The 21,720-nt window shown below is 52.9% G+C and carries 22 protein-coding genes, 1 rRNA gene and 1 other annotated feature; all 23 genes read right to left on the bottom strand.

All coding sequences use genetic code 11. The annotated features are described in order from the left end of the window. Window positions 1–318 (bottom strand): 16S ribosomal RNA (locus tag KJS42_RS15710); the annotation flags it as partial. Window positions 319–688: 370 nt separating this feature from the next. Then, complete coding sequence (locus KJS42_RS15705; RefSeq protein ID WP_213623380.1) at window positions 689–2,929, bottom strand: LysM peptidoglycan-binding domain-containing protein; 2,241 nt, start codon at window positions 2,927–2,929, stop codon at window positions 689–691. Window positions 2,930–3,093: 164 nt separating this feature from the next. Then, a complete protein-coding gene (gene ilvE / locus KJS42_RS15700; RefSeq protein ID WP_155608650.1) occupies window positions 3,094–3,972 on the bottom strand; it encodes a branched-chain-amino-acid transaminase in 879 nt (292 codons plus the stop codon). Beyond that, entirely contained in the window at window positions 3,972–4,868 is an 897-nt protein-coding gene (pheA, locus tag KJS42_RS15695; RefSeq protein WP_155608649.1) for a prephenate dehydratase, read from the bottom strand. The genes ilvE and pheA overlap by 1 nt, the downstream gene beginning before the upstream one ends. Before the next feature lie 78 nt (window positions 4,869–4,946). Then, window positions 4,947–5,903 (bottom strand): homoserine kinase, encoded by a 957-nt coding sequence (gene thrB, locus KJS42_RS15690; RefSeq protein WP_213623379.1) that lies wholly within the window; start codon window positions 5,901–5,903, stop codon window positions 4,947–4,949. Continuing rightward, a complete protein-coding gene (gene thrC, locus KJS42_RS15685; protein WP_155608647.1) occupies window positions 5,900–6,970 on the bottom strand; it encodes a threonine synthase in 1,071 nt (356 codons plus the stop codon). The genes thrB and thrC overlap by 4 nt, the downstream gene beginning before the upstream one ends. A 32-nt stretch (window positions 6,971–7,002) precedes the next feature. After that, complete coding sequence (locus KJS42_RS15680) at window positions 7,003–8,289, bottom strand: homoserine dehydrogenase (RefSeq protein WP_193418042.1); 1,287 nt, start codon at window positions 8,287–8,289, stop codon at window positions 7,003–7,005. A gap of 52 nt (window positions 8,290–8,341) precedes the next feature. Further along, window positions 8,342–8,779, bottom strand: a complete 438-nt coding sequence (locus KJS42_RS15675; protein WP_193418044.1) for an ACT domain-containing protein — start codon at window positions 8,777–8,779, stop codon at window positions 8,342–8,344. A 125-nt stretch (window positions 8,780–8,904) separates the two neighbouring features. Continuing rightward, the gene (gene obgE / locus KJS42_RS15670; RefSeq protein WP_193418046.1) at window positions 8,905–10,218 is read right to left on the bottom strand and encodes a GTPase ObgE; all 1,314 of its coding nucleotides are present in this window, start codon (window positions 10,216–10,218) and stop codon (window positions 8,905–8,907) included. Beyond that, the gene (locus KJS42_RS15665; RefSeq protein WP_213623378.1) at window positions 10,209–10,973 is read right to left on the bottom strand and encodes a Spo0B domain-containing protein; all 765 of its coding nucleotides are present in this window, start codon (window positions 10,971–10,973) and stop codon (window positions 10,209–10,211) included. Before KJS42_RS15665 ends, obgE begins: the two co-directional genes overlap by 10 nt. Before the next feature lie 155 nt (window positions 10,974–11,128). Further along, window positions 11,129–11,440 carry a 50S ribosomal protein L27 gene (gene rpmA / locus KJS42_RS15660; protein ID WP_036620517.1) on the bottom strand — a complete coding sequence of 104 codons (312 nt, stop codon included), beginning with the start codon at window positions 11,438–11,440 and terminating at the stop codon, window positions 11,129–11,131. An 18-nt stretch (window positions 11,441–11,458) separates the two neighbouring features. Beyond that, on the bottom strand, window positions 11,459–11,791 hold the full coding sequence (locus tag KJS42_RS15655) for a ribosomal-processing cysteine protease Prp (RefSeq protein WP_193418050.1): 333 nt from the start codon (window positions 11,789–11,791) through the stop codon (window positions 11,459–11,461). Window positions 11,792–11,805: 14 nt separating this feature from the next. Continuing rightward, window positions 11,806–12,117 (bottom strand): 50S ribosomal protein L21, encoded by a 312-nt coding sequence (gene rplU / locus KJS42_RS15650; protein WP_059040908.1) that lies wholly within the window; start codon window positions 12,115–12,117, stop codon window positions 11,806–11,808. 13 nt (window positions 12,118–12,130) lie between these two features. Then, window positions 12,131–12,217, bottom strand: a sequence feature (ribosomal protein L21 leader region). Window positions 12,218–12,272: 55 nt separating this feature from the next. Further along, window positions 12,273–13,460, bottom strand: a complete 1,188-nt coding sequence (locus KJS42_RS15645) for an Rne/Rng family ribonuclease (protein ID WP_193418052.1) — start codon at window positions 13,458–13,460, stop codon at window positions 12,273–12,275. A gap of 91 nt (window positions 13,461–13,551) precedes the next feature. Beyond that, complete coding sequence (locus tag KJS42_RS15640; protein ID WP_213623377.1) at window positions 13,552–14,406, bottom strand: M50 family metallopeptidase; 855 nt, start codon at window positions 14,404–14,406, stop codon at window positions 13,552–13,554. Next, window positions 14,399–15,316 (bottom strand): M23 family metallopeptidase, encoded by a 918-nt coding sequence (locus KJS42_RS15635; RefSeq protein ID WP_213623376.1) that lies wholly within the window; start codon window positions 15,314–15,316, stop codon window positions 14,399–14,401. Before KJS42_RS15635 ends, KJS42_RS15640 begins: the two co-directional genes overlap by 8 nt. Before the next feature lie 147 nt (window positions 15,317–15,463). Then, window positions 15,464–16,609 carry an FtsW/RodA/SpoVE family cell cycle protein gene (locus KJS42_RS15630; RefSeq protein ID WP_213623375.1) on the bottom strand — a complete coding sequence of 382 codons (1,146 nt, stop codon included), beginning with the start codon at window positions 16,607–16,609 and terminating at the stop codon, window positions 15,464–15,466. 3 nt (window positions 16,610–16,612) lie between these two features. Next, on the bottom strand, window positions 16,613–17,410 hold the full coding sequence (gene minD, locus KJS42_RS15625; protein WP_155608638.1) for a septum site-determining protein MinD: 798 nt from the start codon (window positions 17,408–17,410) through the stop codon (window positions 16,613–16,615). Between the two features lie 3 nt (window positions 17,411–17,413). Further along, window positions 17,414–18,073, bottom strand: a complete 660-nt coding sequence (gene minC / locus KJS42_RS15620) for a septum site-determining protein MinC (RefSeq protein WP_155608637.1) — start codon at window positions 18,071–18,073, stop codon at window positions 17,414–17,416. A gap of 78 nt (window positions 18,074–18,151) precedes the next feature. Then, complete coding sequence (gene mreD, locus KJS42_RS15615) at window positions 18,152–18,682, bottom strand: rod shape-determining protein MreD (protein WP_213623374.1); 531 nt, start codon at window positions 18,680–18,682, stop codon at window positions 18,152–18,154. Next, window positions 18,679–19,557, bottom strand: a complete 879-nt coding sequence (gene mreC, locus KJS42_RS15610; protein ID WP_213623373.1) for a rod shape-determining protein MreC — start codon at window positions 19,555–19,557, stop codon at window positions 18,679–18,681. Before mreC ends, mreD begins: the two co-directional genes overlap by 4 nt. 96 nt (window positions 19,558–19,653) lie before the next feature. Next, window positions 19,654–20,688: a rod shape-determining protein gene (locus tag KJS42_RS15605; RefSeq protein WP_193418068.1), complete on the bottom strand. Its 1,035-nt coding sequence runs from the start codon at window positions 20,686–20,688 to the stop codon at window positions 19,654–19,656. Window positions 20,689–21,027: 339 nt separating this feature from the next. Next, a complete protein-coding gene (gene radC, locus KJS42_RS15600; protein WP_213623372.1) occupies window positions 21,028–21,717 on the bottom strand; it encodes a RadC family protein in 690 nt (229 codons plus the stop codon). Window positions 21,718–21,720: the final 3 nt, after the last annotated feature.

Below are 21,720 nucleotides of genomic sequence, written 5' to 3'. Positions count from 1 at the left end.
GTTCACCCTCTCAGGTCGGCTACGCATCGTCGCCTTGGTGAGCCGTTACCCCACCAACTAGCTAATGCGCCGCAGGCCCATCCGTAAGTGACAGATTGCTCCGCCTTTCCCAAGCTCCCCATGCGAGAAACTTGCGTATCCGGTATTAGCTACCGTTTCCGGTAGTTATCCCAGTCTTACGGGCAGGTTGCCTACGTGTTACTCACCCGTCCGCCGCTAAGTTAATCAGGAGCAAGCTCCCGATTAACTCCGCTCGACTTGCATGTATTAGGCACGCCGCCAGCGTTCGTCCTGAGCCAGGATCAAACTCTCCAATAAAGTGTTTGACTTGCTCATTTAAACAAACTGACGAGATTTAAAATCTCATTGTATTACTCACTCGTTGTTCAGTTTTCAAAGATCAACTTTCGTTCTTTCGTTCATCGCTGCGTTTCAGCGGCGACTTAAATAATATAACATACCAGGAACGGGATAGCAAGCACTTTTTTTTCTAAGCATTTAATTCCAGGTAATTGGCACATCTCTTTCTCAATTGAACCTCCCCTTCAAACCAAGCTTCTAGTTTTCGGGGGACGTCTAATATAACATATTCAGCGCACAGGCTCAAGTCCTTTCTCTAGAGGAAGTGCAACAAGTTCTGACAAAACACAAAGCAGGGGGATCTATCTCCCCCCGCTCCGATTTGCCTTTAATCGTTAATCCATGGATTCCGTCGTCCACTCGTTTTGTTGGCACGTTGCCGAGTTTTTTGGGTTACCGTTCCTGCTCCGGATTTACTTGGCTTACTCGTGGTCGACTGCGAGTCAAGGCTGCCTGAAATTTTCACGTTTTTCTTTGAGGGATTTAGCGTTTTGGATTTGGTTTCCGTTTTTTTTTGCCCGTTATCCTCCAATCCGTCGTTGGAGCCCGAGGCCTGTGCCTCACGATCAAGGTGACTCTTCATATTTTCAATCCCGCCAACTTCCCCTTTTAATGGTTCGTTTGCGATCGGAGCCAAATTGTTCGCCCCAGGATAGGCCATCGGGTACCCAGGCATCGGCGGAACGGAATAAGCAGCCGGCAATACCGAAGTTGGGTAGCCTGGAACGGGAGGACCGTAACAAGGCATATATCCAGGCTGATGACCCCAATCCATGGTCTGAGGGTAGAAGCTATTACCGTACGATTCAGGGGATACGGCCTGTGGCGAAATTCCAAGCGGCTGATATCCCGCATTGGGAGCTTGATTGGCGTATGGGCTCACCCCTCCTAAATTAGGCATTTGCGACACGGGAGCGTTAACGTTTGAAATCCCCGGATACTCCCCTTCCGTCGGGGAGAGTGCTGTTGGTTGCTGTGGCATTGAAGTGTTGTCGTAAAGAGCGGATACAGGTTCGGCTGCCACCGGATATTGATAAAAAGGAGGATAGGCTTCTTGAGCCGTATACGAATACGGGGTAGCTCCCGAGCATCCACAAGGTGAAGGGGCGTAACCCATAGCCGGAAGTACAGTCGGAGATGGTTGTGTTGGGAAGAACTGCGACATACCGTGACTCGGATAGGCAGGGTTTGCGTATTGGATAGGTTGCACATTCGGCCCATAAGAATAAGGGCTGACTCCCGTAGGTTCGCCTTTCATCGGCTCATATCCATAAGGGCTAACTCCCGTAGGTTCACCTTTCATCGGCTCATATCCATAAGGGCTGACTCCCGTAGGTTCGCCTTTCATCGGCTCATATCCATAAGGGCTAACTCCCATAGGTTCGCCTTTCATCGGCTCATATCCATATGGGCTAACTCCCATAGGTTCGCCTTTCATCGGCTCATATCCATAAGGGCTGACTCCCATAGGTTCGCCTTTCATCGGCTCATATCCATAAGGGCTAACTCCCGTAGGTTCGCCTTTCATCGGCTCATATCCATAAGGGCTGACTCCCATAGGTTCGCCTTTCATCGGCTCATATCCATAAGGGCTAACTCCCGTAGGTTCACCTTTCATCGGCTCATATCCATAAGGGCTGACTCCCATAGGTTCGCCTTTCATCGGCTCATAACCATAAGGGCTAACTCCCGTAGGTTCACCTTTCATCGGCTCATATCCATAAGGGCTAACTCCCGTAGGTTCACCTTTCATCGGGACATTGGCCGCAGGGCTGACGTTCGTCGGCCCATAATTGGCTGGTGCGACATTCATCGGTTGATAGTTATAGGGTTCAACTTTAACCGGCTCCTGCTTTTGCGGCTGATATTGAATCGGCTGGAGTTTCGTGGATTCATATTGTATTTGCTCCACTTCAATTTTGATCTCCATGGGTACTGTTTTGGGCGGTTCGACATGTACCGATTGCTGTTTCGGCGGCACAACATTGATTGGTTCTACCTTCGCTGGTTCAACCTTCGCCGGTTCTTCTTTCGGTTTCGGTTTTTCCGTTTGAATAGGTTGAACCTTAGGGACTTCCATCTTCGGCGGCTTCGGCGCCGTCATTTCCGGCTTGACGCCTGTCGGAGCTTTCGTGCCCGTACCGGCAATGGGGGCCGTGTTCTTCTTACCGGTTTGCGCCGGCGACAATCCCATGTTAGGTCCTGGCGGGTTGGCGGCTCCGCCGGCGGGCGATCCCATACCCGTCGGAATGTTTACAACATCCCCTACCTTTAACTGGTTCGGATCGCTAAGCTGAGGATTTGCCGCGATCAGGGTCTGTAAAGGCAAGCCCCAGGCTTTGGACAACTTCCACAACGTGTCCCCTTGCTTCACGACGTGCTTGTAGATATTGCCCGATTCACCGCCGATCGGCACAGCCACGGCTGGAATCTTCACTTTGTCGCCGACGTTCAACTGATCCGGATTGGCGAACTGCGGGTTAGCTTCGATCAGTTTCTCCAGAGGCACGTTATACTTTTTTGAGAGCTCAAACAAAGTATCGCCTTTTTTCACAATATGGATTTTCACGCGATAAAGACCTCCTAGGTTTCTTCTCCGGTACGTGATGATCGCCCGGGGCCCATTTATTACATCCTATGCAGGCGCCCGGTTTTTGACATCCAGGAAAAGAAAAAATCCTATCTCCCTCTTAGGTCAAGGAAAATAGGATTCATGCTAGCTCTCGCGCGTTCTTACCAAACCTTCACTCCGTCCTGATCTACGATCGCACGGAATTCCTCCAGCAGCTTCAGCGTGATTGGACCGGCATGTCCCTCCCCGATGATGCGGCCGTCGACTTCACGTACGGCGATGACCTCAGCAGCCGTCCCTGTCAGGAACACTTCGTCAGCGACATACACATCGTGAAGCGTAAACGGCTGTTCTTGGATACTGTAGCCTCTCTTGCGGCAAATCTCGATGATCGCCTGGCGGGTAATTCCGTCCAACGCCCCCAAGTAACATGGAGGGGTGGTGATCATTCCGTTCTTGACGATGAAAATATTGTCGCCCGAGCCCTCGGTCACGTACCCTTGTGCGTTCAGCATGATCGCTTCGCCCGCACCGGACAGGTTCGATTGGATTTTCACCAAAATATTGTTCAAATAGTTTAGCGATTTGATTTTCGGATTCAGGGCATCGGGGATGTTGCGCCGCGTCGATACGGAGACGGTTTTCAGCCCGGTTTTGTAGGCTTCTTCCGAATAGATCGCGAGTTGCTCCACGATGATGACGACCGATGCTTTCGGGCAACGGTTCGGATCGAGACCTAAGTTACCGGCACCGCGGGAAACAACCAGACGGATGTAACCGTTGCGAAGCTCATTGCGACGAAGCGTCTCCACTAGCGCGTTCTCCATTTCCTGATACGTCAGCGGAATCTCCAGCATGATGGATTTAGCTGAATCGTAAAGACGGTCCAAATGCTCTTTGCATTTAAAAATATTTCCGTTATAAATGCGGATGCCTTCGAAGATGCCGTCTCCGTACAAAAAACCATGATCATATACGGAAACCTTTGCTTGATCTTTGGTTACGTATTGTCCATCTAAGTAAATCCATTGTTCTGCCATTATTTTGGCACCTCCGCTTTTTGTTCTCCAAACGATAAGCTGGGATAACTCCCCAGCACGCGTACTTGGCAACCCAATGCTTCGATTTCTCCAATCGCTGAGCTGAGCAGCACGGCATCGAGAGATTCAAGCACATCCATAATAAAATAGTAATTGCCAAGCCGTTTCTTGGTGGGACGCGACTCAATTCGCGACAAATTCAGTTTACGCCATGCGAACGCGGACAATACCTGATGCAAGGCACCTGGAAAATCCTCCGGCAGCGTCACAAGCAGGCTCGTTTTGTTCTGGGCTGCCGGGATTGCCAGTTCCAGCGGCTGAGGGCCGATTAGAACAAACCGGGTATAGTTGTTGTCGTGATCCGTCACTTGACGGGCCAGGACATCCAAACCGTACCGCTTGGCCCCGAGTGCCGTACCGATCGCCATCCAACCTTGTCCCGGATTCTTCTTCACCAGTTCCACCGCTTCCGAAGTGCTGCCCGCATGCTCTAATTCCGCTCGCGGCATCCGTGAGCGGATAAATTGCAGACACTGGGCCATTGCAACCGGATGTGACAACACCTTCGTCACTTTGGAATAATCGATATCGCCAGGTTGATCCCCCGATTGGAACTCCTCCCGATTGCCGATCAAATTCTGCACGGAAGGATATACCCATTCGATTTGCATCGGAATATCCACCTCATGGACAAGCCAGTCCATATGGAGGCTGACAGAGCCTTCGATCGTATTCTCCATGGGGATGACGCTGTAATCACTGTGACCGCTGGCCGTAGCTAAGAATACGTCGGATATCTGCTTGAAATGAAGCAGCTCCACCGGCTCATCGCCGAACAGGTGCAGCGCTGCTTCATGGGACACCGAGCCTTCCGGCAGCAATGCTATTCGTTTCATCTCTACTACTCACTCCCTAACTTCATCCAACGGTCTCGGTGCTCCAATTCTATTGAATGCAGCCGGTCTACCCGCCCTCTAAGCCTGAATATAATCCAAAAATGAACCTTCACTCTCCATAGTAAGCGCCACGGCCCCCAATGTGCAAGGTTTCAATCGCATCGTCTGCGCGGTGATGCCCTGCTCGCCAAGCACCTCAAGGAGGAACCCCTCAAGCTGATCTTCCGCTCCCTTACGGCGGTCCGTCAAACAGAGCAGCGTCGGACCGGCCCCGCTCAAGGCGGCGCCTAACGCTCCATGGGCCGTCGCTTCCTCAAGGATCCGAGCCATGCCCGGCACCAGCGATGCCCGGTAGGGTTGATGCAGCCGATCGCGCATTGCGACCGGGATCAGGTCCAACCGACCCGAGGTCAGCGCCGCGGTCAGCAGCGAAGAGTGGCTGACGTTGTATACCGCATCCTGCAGGCTAATCTGCTTAGGCAATGCCTCGCGAGCCTTGGAGGTGGACAACTGAAAATCAGGGATGGCCACAAGCACCTCGAGATCCGCTGGCGGCTCGATGCGCAGCACATCGGCGTGCGTTCCGTCCCAGACGGCGGTAATGATCCCGCCGAAAAGGGAAGCACCCACGTTATCCGGATGCTTCTCCAGCGCCGTCGCCATATCGAACAGCTTCGCTTGGCTCAAAGGCTCGCCGATCAGCAGATTGGCGGCAAACAGCGCCCCGACGATCGCCGAAGCGCTGCTGCCAAGCCCGCGGGTCAGCGGAATATCCGATTTCATCGAGATTTCCAACTCCGGCAAAGTCACGCCGGCTTCCGCAAACACCGTTTGCGCGACCTGATACACCAGATTGCTTTTATCGGTCGGCAGTCCCTCCAGGTTCTCCCCATGTAGGCGGAAAACCGTGGAATCGGCCGGTTTCATTTCGATCCAAGAATAGAGATTCAGCGCCATACCTAGCGTATCGAAGCCAGGGCCTAAGTTCGCCGTGCTTGCCGGCACCTTGATCAGAACGCCTTCTTGGCGAATCATGCCTGGGCTCCTTGCAGCTTGGCGATCGCATCCAGCACCGCTTCTTCCGTGTCCTGAACGACGAGCGGTTCGCCGCCGATGCTCTTGATGGCGATATTCGGATCCTTCAGGCCATGCCCTGTCAGAACGCAGACCACTGTCTCTCCGCCTTTAAAATATCCCTCGCGTTTCAGCTTATAAACGCCGGCGATGGAAGCCGCCGAAGCGGGCTCGGCAAAAATGCCTTCCTTCGCGGCTATGATCCGATATGCATCGAGAATTTCATCATCCGTTACGTAATTGATCTGCCCGCCGGACTCTTCCGCTGCAGCAACAGCCGTCTTCCAGCTTGCCGGGTTACCGATCCGGATGGCGGTCGCAATGGTTTCCGGCTCCAAGATCGGTTCGCCTTTGACAATCGCCATCGCACCTTCGGCTTCGAAACCGACCATCCGCGGCAAGGAAGTCGATTTGCCACGCTCATGATATTCCTTGAAGCCTTTCCAGTAAGCCGAGATGTTACCGGCGTTGCCGACCGGAATGGCGAGTACATCAGGGGCCTTCCCTAGTTGGTCGCACACTTCGAATGCCGCCGTTTTCTGGCCTTCGATGCGGTACGGGTTCACCGAGTTCACTAACGTGATCGGATGCTTAGCGGTAATGTCGCGCACAATCTCGAGCGCCCGGTCGAAGTTTCCTTCGATCGCGATCACTTTCGCGCCGTAGATCATCGCCTGAGCGAGCTTGCCGAGAGCAATGTTGTTATTGGGAATCAATACGATACAATCGATCCCTGCACGGGCGGCGTAGGCCGCAGCAGCGGCTGAAGTATTCCCCGTAGACGCGCACATGATTGTCTGGCTGCCTTCCTCGACCGCTTTGGCGACGGCCATGACCATGCCGCGATCCTTAAACGAGCCGGTCGGGTTCAACCCTTCATATTTGAAGTAAAGGTCAAGCCCCAGCTCCTTCGAGAGGTTCTCTGCGCGAACCAGCGGGGTATTGCCTTCCTGCAGTGTCAGCTTCGGCGTCTTGTCGTTCACCGGCAAATATTCCTTGTACGTTTCCAGCAATCCAAGATATCTCATCCAATAAGAACTCCTTTATCTGATTAATGTGATTATCCCTCTACGCGGTACACGCTTTTGATCCGATGGATGACGTCCAGCGATTCGAAATGGGCCAGAACCTTATTCATACTGGCCTTGCTAGCGTTGTGCGTCACGATCATGATCTCAGCACCGGCCAAATTCGTGTTCGGCGATTGCACGACCGATTCCAGGCTGACCTCGTATTCGGCGAACACCTGAGTGATTTGCGCCAAGACGCCAGCTTTGTCGTCGACGTGTAGCAACAGGAAATTCTTGTAGGCGATTTGTTCGTCCGTTTTGAGCTTCTTCGGTTTATATGGGACGATCGCCTTCAAACCGTTGACGCCAAGCTTAAGGTTCTTGACGACGGCAACCAGGTCCGCCACCACGGAGGTGGCGGTCGGCATCTCCCCGGCGCCTGCACCATAGAACATCGTTTCGCCAACGGCTTCCCCGTGCACGTACACCGCGTTGTATACGCCGTTTACAGCCGCGATCGGATGCGTTTTCTTGACCATGGTCGGCTGCACCGTAATGCTGAATTCGTCATCCTGCCGTTCGGCGATGCCAAGCAGCTTCATCTCGTAACCGAGACGCTTAGCATATAAAATATCTTCCCTCGACACCGATGAAATCCCCCGAACATGCACATCATTTAGTTCCACGTTCGTACGGAACCCCAGAGTCCCAAGAATCGTCATCTTACGGGCCGCATCCAATCCTTCCACGTCAGAGGTCGGATCCGACTCTGCATAACCAAGCTGTTGCGCTTCCTTCAGCACATCCTCGTAGGAGGCGCCTTCCTGGCTCATTTTGCTCAAAATATAATTGGTCGTCCCATTCACGATCCCCATGATCTTCATGATTCGATCGGAGGAAAACCCTTCAATCAACGTGCGGATGATGGGAATGCCGCCAGCCACGCTTGCCTCGTAAAACACATCGCATTGATGCTCCATCGCCTTAGCCAGAATCTCTGAGCCGTACAGCGCCATCAAATCCTTGTTGGCGGTCACGATATGCTTGCCGCGTTCCAGCGCCTCCAGAATATAAGCTTTCGTCTGATCGACGCCACCCATCACTTCCACGATAACATCGATCTCCGGGTCACGGATGACCGACCAGGGATCCTCCGTCAGCTTGCGCGGATCCACATCGATGCTGCGTGTTTTTGCTAACGTCTTAACGGCGATTTTCTCGATGACGATCGGCGAACCAACCTGACTGCTGAGATCCTCCTGATGTCCTTCCAAGATCCGGACGACGCCAGTCCCCACCGTGCCGAGTCCGAGCAGTCCTACTTTCACAGGCTTCACAGCCGTCCCCTCCCGTTATCCAATCGCGGGTATTCCCGCATGGCTTCTTCTCTTATCCTTGCCCAACGATCTGCGTTCTCCTAACTCCCGGGATGCCTTGCAGCGAGTTCAGCATCACATCCAGCTCCTCGGTTAAGCGCGAGGTTTCCACGGAAATCACGACATTCGCTTTGCCTTGAAGCGGTATACTTTGGTTTATCGTCAAAACGTTACCGCCAGACCCGGCGATCAGCGCAAGCACTTTCGACAAAATTCCCGACCGGTGCTCCAGGTCAAACGAAATCGTCACGATGCTTTCCCGTTCAATTTGATTTAATTGATGAATGCCGTCCTTGTACTTGTAAAAGGCGCTGCGGCTCAAGCCCACCTGAGCTACGGCCTCATGCACTGTTTTCGCATCGCCGGAGGCCAGCAGTTGCTTCACCTGCAACGTTTTAACCACCGCTTCAGGCAAAATATCCTCGCGTACCAAATAGTAGTGCTCTTTCACGAACGTCCTCTCCTTAGAGACCTTTGTTTTCGTATAGTGGACATTATAACGGAAATCAGGCAGAGTGGCAATGCTTTTTATCCCGCCTTATATTAAAAAAAGCACCCAAAAGGTGCTTTTTCACATCAATAATAGTAGCTGCTGCCTTCGACAAATTCAAATTCGAAGTCGCCGATACGAACCAGTGTCCCGTCCTTAGCGCCCCGCTTACGCAGCTCTTCGTCAACGCCCATATGCCGCAGCGTGCGGGCCAGCTTCAGAATTGCATCATGGGAATTCAGCTGCATCCGTTTCATCATCCGCTCGATTTTCACGCTTTCCACCACAAACGTCTCGTTCTCGCGGCGAATCGTAAAGCTTTCGTCTTCCGTCTTGTCCAATTTGAAAATTTTACGCTCCGCGAGTTCGGTGACTTCCTCGATCGCCGGTGCTTCCGGAATTTGATCCAGCAGATCCGACACGCGGTACAACAGTTCCTGGATGCCCTGACGGGTCAGCGAGGAAATCGGCATGATCTCCAGATCCCCGCGTACCTTTGCGACTTCCTCGCGGAATCTCTCCAGATACTCCGCCGCTTCGGGCATATCCATCTTATTCGCGGCCACGATCTGCGGACGTTTCTCCAAATCCGCGTTGTATTGCCGCAGTTCGTCGTTGATCTTCTGCCAATCGTCAAACGGGTCGCGTCCTTCCGAACCGGCCATATCGACGACATGAACGATAAGCCTTGTCCGCTCCACGTGACGCAAGAATTCATGGCCGAGGCCAACGCCTTCATGGGCGCCTTCGATCAACCCGGGCAAATCCGCCATCACGAAGCTGCGCCCGTCGCCCACCTCAACGACACCAAGATTCGGGGTGATCGTTGTGAAATGGTAGGCGCCGATTTTCGGTTTGGCTGCCGATACGACCGACAACAACGTTGATTTCCCGACACTCGGGAATCCAACTAGTCCGACATCGGCCATCACCTTCAGCTCCAGCACAACCCAGCGCTCTTGGCCTTCTTCGCCATGCTCTGCGAGCTCGGGAGCCGGATTGCTTGGCGTAGCGAAACGGATGTTGCCGCGTCCGCCCCGCCCGCCGCGGGCGACAACAATTTGCTGCCCATGGCGCGTCAAATCGGCAATTACCTCCTGGGAGTCATCGTCGATGACGACCGTTCCCGGAGGAACCCGTACGATCATATTCTCCGCATTCGCCCCGTGCTGGCTCTTATTCCGCCCTTTTTCCCCACGCTGCGCCTTAAAATGCCGCTGATATCGAAAGTCCATCAACGTTCTTAGGCCTTCGTCGACGCGAAAGATCACGTCGCCGCCTTTCCCTCCGTCACCGCCGGCCGGACCGCCCTCGGGTACGTACTTCTCTCGGCGAAAGGCTACGAGCCCATCGCCGCCGTCGCCCCCTTTGACATAAATTTTCGCTTTATCTACAAACATGCGTTCACCTCGTTTATTTTTCCGCAAGACACCCGAAGCCGCAGCGAACCGTTCTCCGCATCGCCTCGGTCAGCCCGTATTCGCATTCCTGTAATTCCTTCATCGATGTGACGAGCAAGTGCCTCCTGATTCCCTGTAGAACCGATCTGTTCAAACCAAACCAACACTTCGCCGCCTTCGCGGTACATCGATATTTTCAGTTGCAGCGTCTCGCCCCACGAAGACCGCCCGTTAAACTGAAACACCCGTACCGATTCCACGATAGCTTCCGTCAATTCTTCCGCTTCTTCGATGGTAAGCAAACTGTCCAACTGCAGCTCGTCCTCAATATCAACCTCAAGTTGCACCGAACCGTTCACCTCGCGGAACGATTGCAAGTAGAAGACCAAAGCCGGAATGCCAAGCCTTGCGATTTTGCTCTCCACGGCCATTCGTCCTTTTATTCTTTCCACGCAATCGGCCAGTTTATCAATTTTCCGAAGCTGGATATATCCGTACAAAATCTGCAGATCGTTCATCCAATCATGGCGATGATGACCTAAAGTGGCGGAGGCGGTTCTTTGGATCGACTCCAGCAACTGCTTCCGCTCGGTTTCGGCCGCCTTCCGAAGATGCCGAACATATACCCAAAACAACACGAAAAGAGCCCCGCACAGGAGGACCTGTCCGATCGGCGATTTCAGGAAATAAGCAAGTGTCAGGCTAACGGCCGCAAGCAGCACGAACATCGCCCTCACCATGAACCGATGTTTCATATTTTCCCCGTTCCTCTAACAAATTGGGTGAAATGAAGTCCTCACCCTGGCATCACTACCCAGTATAACATACCTAAATCAAGTTCGCTCTCGTTATGTATGTAAAAAAAGATAAGCCCTGACACCAACGTGCCAGGGCTCTTGCTTATAAGCTCTTAAGCTTCGACTGTAGCCGCTACAGGAGCGGTTTCCACAGGGTAGACGCTCACTTTTTTGCGATCGCGACCCCAACGTTCGAATTTCACAACGCCGTCGACTTTAGCAAACAGCGTATCGTCCGAACCGATGCCTACGTTCGTACCTGGGTGAATTTTCGTTCCGCGTTGACGAACGAGAATGCTTCCGCCCGTTACGACTTGACCGTCAGCACGTTTCACGCCAAGGCGTTTCGCGATGCTGTCGCGTCCGTTCTTCGTGGAGCCTACGCCCTTTTTGGAAGCGAATAACTGGAGATCCAATTTCAACATTGTAGTCTACCTCCTTCTTCAAATAATGACGTCCTGTATCTGAATATACTTCCCGTATGATTCTTCGATACTCTTTAGCATAACGACAAGCGAGGCAAGCAGCAATTGCGCTTGTTCTTCGGCTTCCGTCCGGGCCGTAGCAGGAAGATCCGCGCTAAGAAAGCCGTTCTTCATCCTGGAGTCCATGACAATGCCAGTCAACGCTTCAATCGAATTGACCGTTCCTACGGTCACGGCTGAAACGCCCGCACAGACGATGTCCTCCCCAGCCTTGGCGTAGCCGGCATGGCCTTCCACCTCAAAACCTGCGATGCCGTTATCCTTCCGGCGCAATATGGAGACGATAATCAAATTACCGCACCTTCTTACGCTTGGATTTTCTCGATGGTTACTTTCGTGTAAGGTTGACGATGACCTTGCTTCTTGTGGTAGTTCTTCTTCGGTTTGTATTTGTAAACGATCACTTTTTGGCCTTTGCCGTGTTTTTCGACTTTCGCCGTTACACTAGCACCGGATACCAATGGAGCTCCCGTTACCAATCCTTCGCCTTTGGATACTGCCAACACACGGTCGAACGTTACGCTTGCGCCGTCTTCAGCGTTCAATTTCTCGATGTAAAGCACATCGCCTTCTTGAACACGGTATTGTTTACCGCCAGTTTCGATAATTGCGTACATTTGCTTGCACCTCCTCATGTCTCAGACTCGCCTGATTCAGGTGCCGATAGATGCTAGGTCCAGCGGACTTGTAACCCGATCGGAGCGGTTGCAGCATGTGCACAAGCTAACTTATGACACATACCCTAATATACTATCATGGGCCTCGTAAAAAATCAACTGATTACCGTATTCTCTTCTCTCATTCTTTTTCGCGTCATTTCCAGCAAACCAAGCTTCGTCCAGCCCAAAATATGATGCTGCGTTCGGTCGCCGGACATCGCTTGCTCCAACCGTTCGCAAACGGCTGAGCGATGCTCGTCGCTGTCCATGTCGATAAAATCGACGATGATAATTCCGCCAGTGTCCCGCAGCCGAATCAGCCGAGCCATTTCCTGCGCGGCCTCCAAATTCGTGCGGAACACCGTGTCCTCCAAACTGTCGCCTCCGGTAAATTTGCCGGTGTTCACGTCGATGACGGTCAGTGCCTCTGTCGTATCCCACACGAGATAGCCGCCCCCAGGCAGCCAGATCTTGCGTTGAAAATCCTTCTCCAGCTGCGGCTTCACTTCATAGTAATCAAATAAAGGGACAGCGCCTTCATGCACGATGACGCGCGGCGTCTCCCCCGGCAGCATCGCCTGTAGAAAGGCTTGCGCCTCCTCCGCCTGCTCCGGACAATCCATGATTAGCTCGTCCGTTTCCGGGCTGTACACGTCGCGCATCAGTCGCTGGATCATGCTTAGATCCTGGTGCAACACGACCGGCGCCGCAGCGTGCTTCGCCTTCTCCAGAATGGCGGTCCACTGTTTGCGCAGCTGTGTGAGGTCATCCCCGATCGCTTCACCGTCTTCTTCATCGGCAACCGTTCTCAGGATCAGCCCTTCCTCTTCCTCGCGCAATTCCTCACCGAGCATCTTAAGGCGGTATCTCTCCTCTTCGCGCCCGATCTTCTTGGAAACGGCGACATAACCGGATGTCGGCATATAAACAATCCAGCGTCCCGGCAAAGAATAATGCGTTGTTACCCGAGCCCCTTTATTGCCAATCGCTTCCTTTACAACCTGAACAACCAGCTCTTGGCCGGGCTTCAGCAGTTGCGCAATCGACGGCTTCTGCTTTGGTTGCTTTTCCAAATGAGGATGCAGCACGTCGTCGATATAGAGAAACGCGTTCTTTTTCTGACCGATATCCACAAAAGCGGCCTGCATGCCCGGAATGACATTAACCACCTTGCCTTTAATGAAACTGCCAACCAGTCCTCTATGCTGAGAACGCTCTGCCGCATACTCCACCAGTTTGCCGTTTTCCAGAAGCGCGATCTCGGTAGAGCCGGGTCCGCAGTGAACCATCATCCTTTTCATGATTTCACCCTTCATACGTTCGTCATCCATGGATCATGAACTCGCCTTATCCAGTCACATGCCCGTTTCATTATATCACGACTTTCGCGCTTCAAGCCCCGGAACCCCCCTGTAAGAAAGAGGAAATGACTCGCTGTTCCGGCACGACCGCTACGATATGCCCTTGGTGGTTCATCACATAAATAAAATGGTATTTTTCTCTTTTAAATAGACGCAAAATATGATCCAAAGGTTTCGTTTTTTCGGCAACGATCGGCTGGGCCAAAGTCCCGGTCAACAAATGCCTTGCGAAGCTGCGATCCCGGTTCACCAGAAAACGCAAGAAACGATAAGGAATGTTCCGATAATCCGTCAGGTTGGAATAAAGCAGAAAAAAGCCGATCATCAGAAGATTCAGCTGCATCCCCCCGAGCCCCAGCAGCAACGGCAAGAAGGAATACACCAGCAGCAAGGCGCTGAACAGCAGGCTGATGCGGTAAGACCAAATCAGCGTGGCGTAGTAAGGCATCGTCAGGCTGCATAAGGCCTGTGAGACTTTCCCGCCGTCCAGCGGCAGGATGGGTAGCAGGTTAAATAGGGCAATCAGCAGGTTGCTTTGGATAAAATAGTCCAAAAAAGGCCCGTCCCACATCCCGGCGGCATGCAGCAACAGAGAGGCGCCGATCAGCAGGACGTTCTGCAGCGGTCCCGCCAAGGCGATGGCAATCTCCCGTCCGGCTGTCATATCCCCCGCCTCCAGGACCGCCACGCCCCCAAACGGAAGCATTTGAACGGACAATACCTTGATGCCGTACATGCGAGCCGCGAACACATGGCCCATCTCATGAACGAACACGATGGCGAATAAAGCAAGCAACTCCAGAAAATGACCGGTCAGCACCGACGTAAGCATGATGATGACGAACAAAGGATGAAAAGAAAACGCGATGCCTCGCCATTTAATCAAACGGAATCACATCCGCCGGATCGATATACCGGTCATCTTTTTGGATTGCAAAGTAGAGCGTCGGCAATGGGGACTGCGTTCGCGGAGGAAGGCTGCCCAGAACATCGCCCCCTTCCAGCCAGTCCCCCTTTTCGACGGAGATCTGCTCCAAATGGCCGTACACGGAGACGTAACCGCCAGCATGCTGTACCGTCACCGTCTGTCCGGTAACGGCATCCCGGGCAACGCGGAGCACCCGTCCGGTCTCGATCGTTTTTACCTGCGAACTGCCGGTGTCGGGGATAATCTCGATCCCTTTTAAGCTTAGGGCAAATGGGCTGGCCAAATGGCCGGCGATCGGCGACGAGAATCCGGCTGCCGCTCCAACTCGAAGTCCGCTATCTTCGTTGGTTTTGAATATCGGAATAAACGACGGGGCTCCGCCGAAATAACGCGTATACCAGGCCTCTACGGCTTGAAAATCCATTTCCACGGTAAGCGACTTGGCAATAAATGCTCGAATCGGAGTCGCCCAGGACGGCTCATAGCGGTTCATGCCCCAGACTGCTGCAAACAAGAGTGAGCTAATCACGAGTCGGACGAACAAAGCGGTCCAAAAGGTAGATTTTTTTCTAGGCCCGGGAACGATGGGATCCTCGGTACGGCTTCCGTAAGCCCCTCCGTAAGGATCTTGCCAACGGCCTTGTCCACGCTTCCACAACAGCTCGGGATCGGGATCGGATACGGTGAAGTCTGCGCGCTCCCCCTTCGCGTTCCGCCCCGTTTGTTCCCTCTGCGGAACCGCGGCCTGACCTGGTGCCGATTCCCATCCTCGTTCCGGACGCAGCGGGCCTGGACCCACGGCGTCTTCCAACGTCAGCTGGCGAATCCGCTCCGCCCTCCGTTTCTTTACATTTGATTTCACGTCCATGCTTTCATCCCTCCGGTCCAATGCACGGTTTGTCCTTGGCCTGTACTTATACTTATGAACCGCTGGAGTGGAATATGAACGTACGAATACACCGCCATAGCCCCCTACGATGCAAAAAAAACCGATGCCCCTCGGCACCGGTTTATCCTATTCCACCTTATATTTCTCCTGATGCAGCTTAATGCTGAACACCAGTCCGATACATAACATATTGATTAAGAGCGAGGTTCCCCCATAGCTGATGAACGGCAACGTAATCCCGGTGATCGGCATCAGGCCGATCATCATCCCAACGTTCTCGAAGATCTGGAACAGGAACATCGCCACGATTCCGACAATGATGTAAGCCCCCCGTTTATCGATACAATGCAGAGCGATTAAGATCATCCTATAGATAAATAAGAAGTAGAGCAGCAGCAGCACCGAAGCCCCGATAAACCCAAACTCCTCGCCAACGACAACAAAGATCGAGTCCGAATACGGATACGGAACGAATTTTTTGTTCTTCAAGTCGCCTTTCATGTAACCGTCGCCGAGCAGTCCCCCGGAGCCGATGGCAATCTTGGCGTAGTTCGATTGGTGCCTGTCATCACTCGACGCTTGATCCGGGTTAATGAACGTATTGATCCGTTGGTACCAGTGGAGCTTCTGGTGCTTCTCCAAATAGTCCTGAATCTGCGTGTTATAGGCGTTAAACAACGTAACGAAGAGGATTAACGCCGCAACCGCGGCGGTTAAAGCGATCAAGACATGGCTATACCTGGCGTTGCCGATCCAGAGCATCCCTACCAGCACCACCAGATAGATGATGGCATTTCCCAAGTCCGGCTGAATCAGCACCAGAACAAACGGCAGCAGCGTCACCATCGTGATCGGAATGATGTCGCGCCGGAATTGAAGCGGCTGCCCCATTTTTTTGCCAAGTAAATACCCCGTCGTCAAGATCAGGATGACCTTCACCAGTTCGGCCGGTTGAAATTGCAGCCCCCCGATCCGAAACCAGCTTCGTGCCCCGTTGATTTCCGGCGCAAACAGGTATACCATCACCAGAAGCACGCAACCTGCGGCGTAAACATACCAGCTATAACGAAGCAACGTACGATAATCTACCAAGGCCATACCGAACACGACAACGAATCCCAGCAAATAAAATAGGATCGTCTTTACATCATAACCCTGGAACTCCGTCTCATAGGGAGCAATGGCACTGCGTACCAGGAGGGTACTGAACAGCATGAACAAGGCGAGTATCCCCACTATGAGCCAGTCCACTTTTCTAAGTTTAAAAAACAACGATTATCCACCCATTCCAAAAAACTTCTTGAAGCGCGTAAATACGCCCTTCTTCTGATCCAGCAGCATGAGCGGCACGGTGTCGCCTAGTATCCGCCGCGCAATGTTGCGGTAAGCGATCGCTGCCGAAGAATCCGGATTCATCACCGTAGGCTCGCCGCTGTTCGCGGCTTTGATGACCAGTTCGTCATCCGGCACGATCCCGATCAAATCGATGTTCAACACCTGCAAAATCCCTTCGATATCCAGCATGTCCCCGGATTTCATCATATTGATCTTAATCCGGTTCACCACCAGCTTCGGCGAAGCGATATGCGAGTTCTCCAATAAGCCGATAATCCGATCTGCATCTCGCACCGCGGCATGCTCTGGCGTCGTAACGACGATGGCCTGGTCCGCACCGGCAATGGCGTTCTTGAAGCCTTGCTCGATCCCGGCCGGGCAGTCGATAATGACGAATTCGAACTCCTTCTTGAGCTCCAGAATAATATCTTTGACCTGCTCCGGCGAAATCGCATTTTTGTCTTTCGTTTGCGCCGCCGGAAGCATGTAAAGCTCATCGAACCGCTTATCCTTGACCAGCGCCTGATTTAATCGGCAGCGACCTTCCGCGACATCGATCAAATCATAGATGATTCGATTCTCCAGTCCCATGACCACGTCCAAATTTCGCAAACCGATGTCCGTATCGACCAAGCAGACTTTTTTCCCCAACAGCGCAAGCGCCGTTCCGATATTGGCCGAGGTGGTCGTTTTGCCGACCCCGCCTTTGCCGGATGTAATTACGATAGCTTGTCCCATGATTCACACCCCTTTAAACACGTTAAGGTCCGGTCTCACCCGGGTCATATTGATGATCTTGTCGATCTGCATCTTCCCTTCTCGAAGAAAAGCGAACTCCATGCTCGTTTCCCGGTTCTCCCATTCATCGGGAGGCCGGCTGATCGTCTCCGCAATCCGAAGCTGTGTCGGAGACAGGTACGAAGCCGCGATAATCGAATTCTCATTGCCCTTGATCCCCGCATGGGCCATCCCCCGCAGAGCACCCAGAATCAGAATGTCGCCGGTACATTGGATTGTCCCTCCCGGATTAACGTCCCCGATAAATAGCAGATTGCCCTCATGATGCAGCACCTGCCCCGAGCGGACGATGCCCGCAATCGTAGTCAGAGCCTGCGGGTCATCGGCGCGGACGATCTCCGGCATTTCGAAGGAGCGTACAAGCAGATTGCCTTTTTGCTTCAATATATCAAGAATCATATCCTTCTGATCGTCAGTGACGAGACGCATTCCCAGCTTCACATCGACATGGATGATCGGTCCGGTCAAAATATGTTGATGGCTAAATTCCAATTTATACTTCAATTCCTCCAGAAGACTTGAAAAGTCGCATTTGTCGTCCAGCAGGAAAACCAGGCCATCTTTTATGCCTTTAATCGTCACGTGGTTGGATTTCACTGTCATTAGCCTGTCCCTCCCCCCTAATCAATTCGCGCCGAAGCGGAAAAGTTCCTGCTTACGGCAAGCAAAATAAGCGGGAAGTCAAGCATTCTCCTCGGGAGAGCGTCGGCGAGTGATGATTTCGAGTTGACGCCTTAGCGGGACGTATATCGCCAGCGCAAACACGAACTGCACGAATACATTCGGGATGATATTGTTTTTTAGCGCCCACGTATAAGGCTGGTGGATCAGTTCGAACAGCGAATACGTGCCGAACAGGATCGAGTCCAGAAGAAGGCTGCCGAGCAATACAATGATCATCATCAGAGGCAGGGGCGCCCGTTGATTGCGGGACAAGAGCCCAAGCAGATAGCCGGACAGCCCCATGGCGAAGGAGTAGGCTCCAATCAATGCGCCATAAAAAACGATATCATGCAGCATCCCAAATACTAGACCTAGAATTAGTCCCGTATGCCGATTCTCATATACCGAGAAATAAAGAATGACCATGTAAACCAGATGAGGCGCTATCCGCGACTGCCAAGCCGATGGAACCAGCCAGGGAACCAGCGTCCCCTCCAGAATGAACAACAGGAACATCAGCAGGAATAGAATCAATTTTCGCTTGTTCACTCGCCTTCACCTTCCGGTGTAAAGACGATAAATAGTTCCTTCCAGTCCGTGAAGTTTGCCGCGGGTTCCACTGTGGCGGTATAGGTTAAGCCGTATTCTCCAACCTGGATGTCCTTCACGGTTCCCACGACCATCCCCCGAGGGAATACGCCTCCGATCCCAGAGGAGACGATCAAATCCCCCTCCTTCAACGGAGTGGCATCTTCAATCCGTGTCATCAGGAACATCCCCTGCTCGCGATCAAACGTTTCGATCATACCGAAGACGTCGTTCTCCTTCCCTTGCGCCGTAACGGCAATGCCGTTGGAATTCGGGTCCTTGGCATCCATCGCCGTAGCGAGACGAACGGTGGACGTAAAGTTGCTGACATGGCTGATTACACCAACCAAGCCTTTCTCGGAAGTGACGGCCATCCCCTCCTTGACGCCTTCCCGAGCCCCGAGGTTGACGATGATCGTGCGATTGACGGGGTCGTCATTAACGCTAACTACTTGAGCGATCTTCCAGGTGTAATCGTAGATTCTTTTCTGGGCTTCCGTAAAATCAAGCTTATCCTTCAGCCGCTCATTCTCCTGCTCAATCCAGTTATAGGTCGCTTTGTCGCGGGTATAATGCGCCAATGCGATCTTGAGCTGTTCGTTCTCCTCCTGCAGCGCGCGGAGGTTCGAAATATCTTCAAACAAGCCCGCTACATAGCTAGCGGGCTTGTAAAACACGTATTGCACGAAGCCAACCGTGTCCTTCACGAATTTCTCCGGCCAAGACAAGTTGGTTCTTGGCCCTAGCGTAAATCCCATCACCGCAATAAACAAAATAAGTCCCATCAACAAAATAAACAATCTTTTGTTGCCAAGCAGCTTAAACAGTTTCCGCACCCTCCAACCATACATTTTTCTTGGAAAAACGGCATTGGCCGTCCAATTCAGGACGGCGCCGCATTCATATCAGGGGTGCCTTCTCCCGTACGAACATTATCGTTTGGAACGAAGGGCTGAACTACTTTTTGATTTGAATAAATGAATATTATCCAAGGCGCGGCCCGTACCAATCGCCACGCAATCCAGCGGATTCTCCGCCACGATCACCGGCATGCCGGTTTCACTGGCCAGCAGTTTATCCAGGTTGCGCAGCAACGCGCCGCCACCGGTCAACACGATTCCTCGGTCCATAATGTCGGCGGCCAATTCCGGCGGGCATTTCTCCAAAGTTACCTTTACCGCATCAACGATAGCGCCTACCGTATCGCTAAGCGCGTCGGAGATTTCGTCAGAGGTGATCGTGATCGTCTTCGGCAACCCCGACACGAGGTCGCGTCCGCGAATTTCCATCGTTTCGACCTTCTCCAACGCAAGCGCGGAACCGATATCCATTTTGAGCTGCTCGGAGGTTCTCTCGCCGATCATCAGGTTATATTGGCGTTTGATGTACTGGATAATCGCCTCATCCATTTCGTCGCCCGCGACGCGGACGGATTTGCTGGTGACGATCCCGCCAAGGGAGATTACCGCGACCTCCGTCGTCCCGCCGCCGATATCTACGACCATGCTGCCGGTTGGTTCCCAAACCGGCAAATCCGCGCCAATCGCTGCAGCGAAAGGCTCCTCGATCGTATAGGCCTCGCGCGCGCCGGCTTGCTTTGTCGCGTCTTCTACGGCCCGCTGCTCAACAGCCGTGATCCCCGACGGAACGCAAACCATTACGTTCGGGTGGCGTTGAAACAGCGAACGCTGCTTTTGCGCTTGGCTAATAAAATATTTAATCATCGTTGCCGTTGTATCGAAATCGGCGATCACGCCGTCCTTCATCGGACGGATCGCCCGAATGTTGCCAGGGGTTCTGCCGATCATCTTCTTGGCGGATTCGCCGACGGCCACGATGTTCTTCGTGTCGGTATGAATCGCTACCACGGAAGGTTCCCGGACGATAATGCCCTTGCCTCTCGTATATACCAGCGTATTTGCCGTCCCTAAGTCAATACCCAAGTCTTTTGTAAAACCACCTAACATGCTGCTTCTTCCTTTCCTTCTGTATCTAACCCATTATATTAGAGGTTGTTCAAAAAGTCATCTTCCGATCACGAAGCTCATCACAGAAGTGATTTGCGGCAGCGAATCTTGAATTCAGCCGGGTCTTCCGTTGCTCACGTAGATCCGCCTACGCTCCGCTACTCAGCCCCTAGCTTCATCCAACCTTCTTGGTGCTCGAAACCTGACTAGTTGAACCTTCATTGAAACGGTTGTTCAAAAAGTCATCTTCCGATCACGAAGCTCATCACAGAAGTGATTTGCGGCAGCGAATCTTGAATTCAGCCGGGTCTTCCGCCCTCTCACGTAGATCCGCCTACGCTACATCAAGCCCCGCTCCTTCAAACTGACGAACTTCCCATCCCCGATGACGATGTGATCAAGCACGTCGATGCCTATGATCTCCCCCGCTTCGCAAAGCCTTCGTGTCATCCGGATATCCTCCGGACTCGGGCTGGGATCGCCGCTGGGATGATTGTGGGCACATACGACGGAAGCACTGCTGCATTTGATCGCGGCGCGGAACACCTCCCGCGGATGCACAATCGAAGCGTTCAGACTTCCGATCGAAAGCGTCTCCTGAGCTATGATATGATTTTTCGTATTCAAAAAAAGACAAACAAAATGCTCTTTCTGTAAATAGCGCATCTGCTCCATTAGCAATTCGGCTGCATCCTCCGGTCTGCGAATCGTGCGTTGTTCCGGAAGCCGCGTTTTGGCTAATCGCTGTCCCATTTCGATCCCCGCCTTCAGCTGGATCGCTTTGGCCGGACCGATGCCTTTCAGCTTCGTCATTTCGTCCAAGCTGACATCCACCAGCCCGCGGAGTCCGCCTACGCCGGATAGCAGCCGCTGTGCCACATGAACCGCCGACTCCTGGCGTGTTCCCGTGCGCAACAGGATGGCTAGCAGTTCAGCATGGCTGAGCGCACCTGCTCCATATTTGATCATTCGTTCCCTTGGCCGCTCCTCAGAAGGCAGATCACGCAGCATATAGGGAGCTTGTTCCATCGT

Source organism: Paenibacillus sp. J53TS2 (genome assembly GCF_018403305.1).
Classification (GTDB): Bacteria; Bacillota; Bacilli; order Paenibacillales; family Paenibacillaceae; genus Fontibacillus; species Fontibacillus rhizolycopersici.
This window is presented reverse-complemented; position numbering and strand designations above follow the sequence as displayed.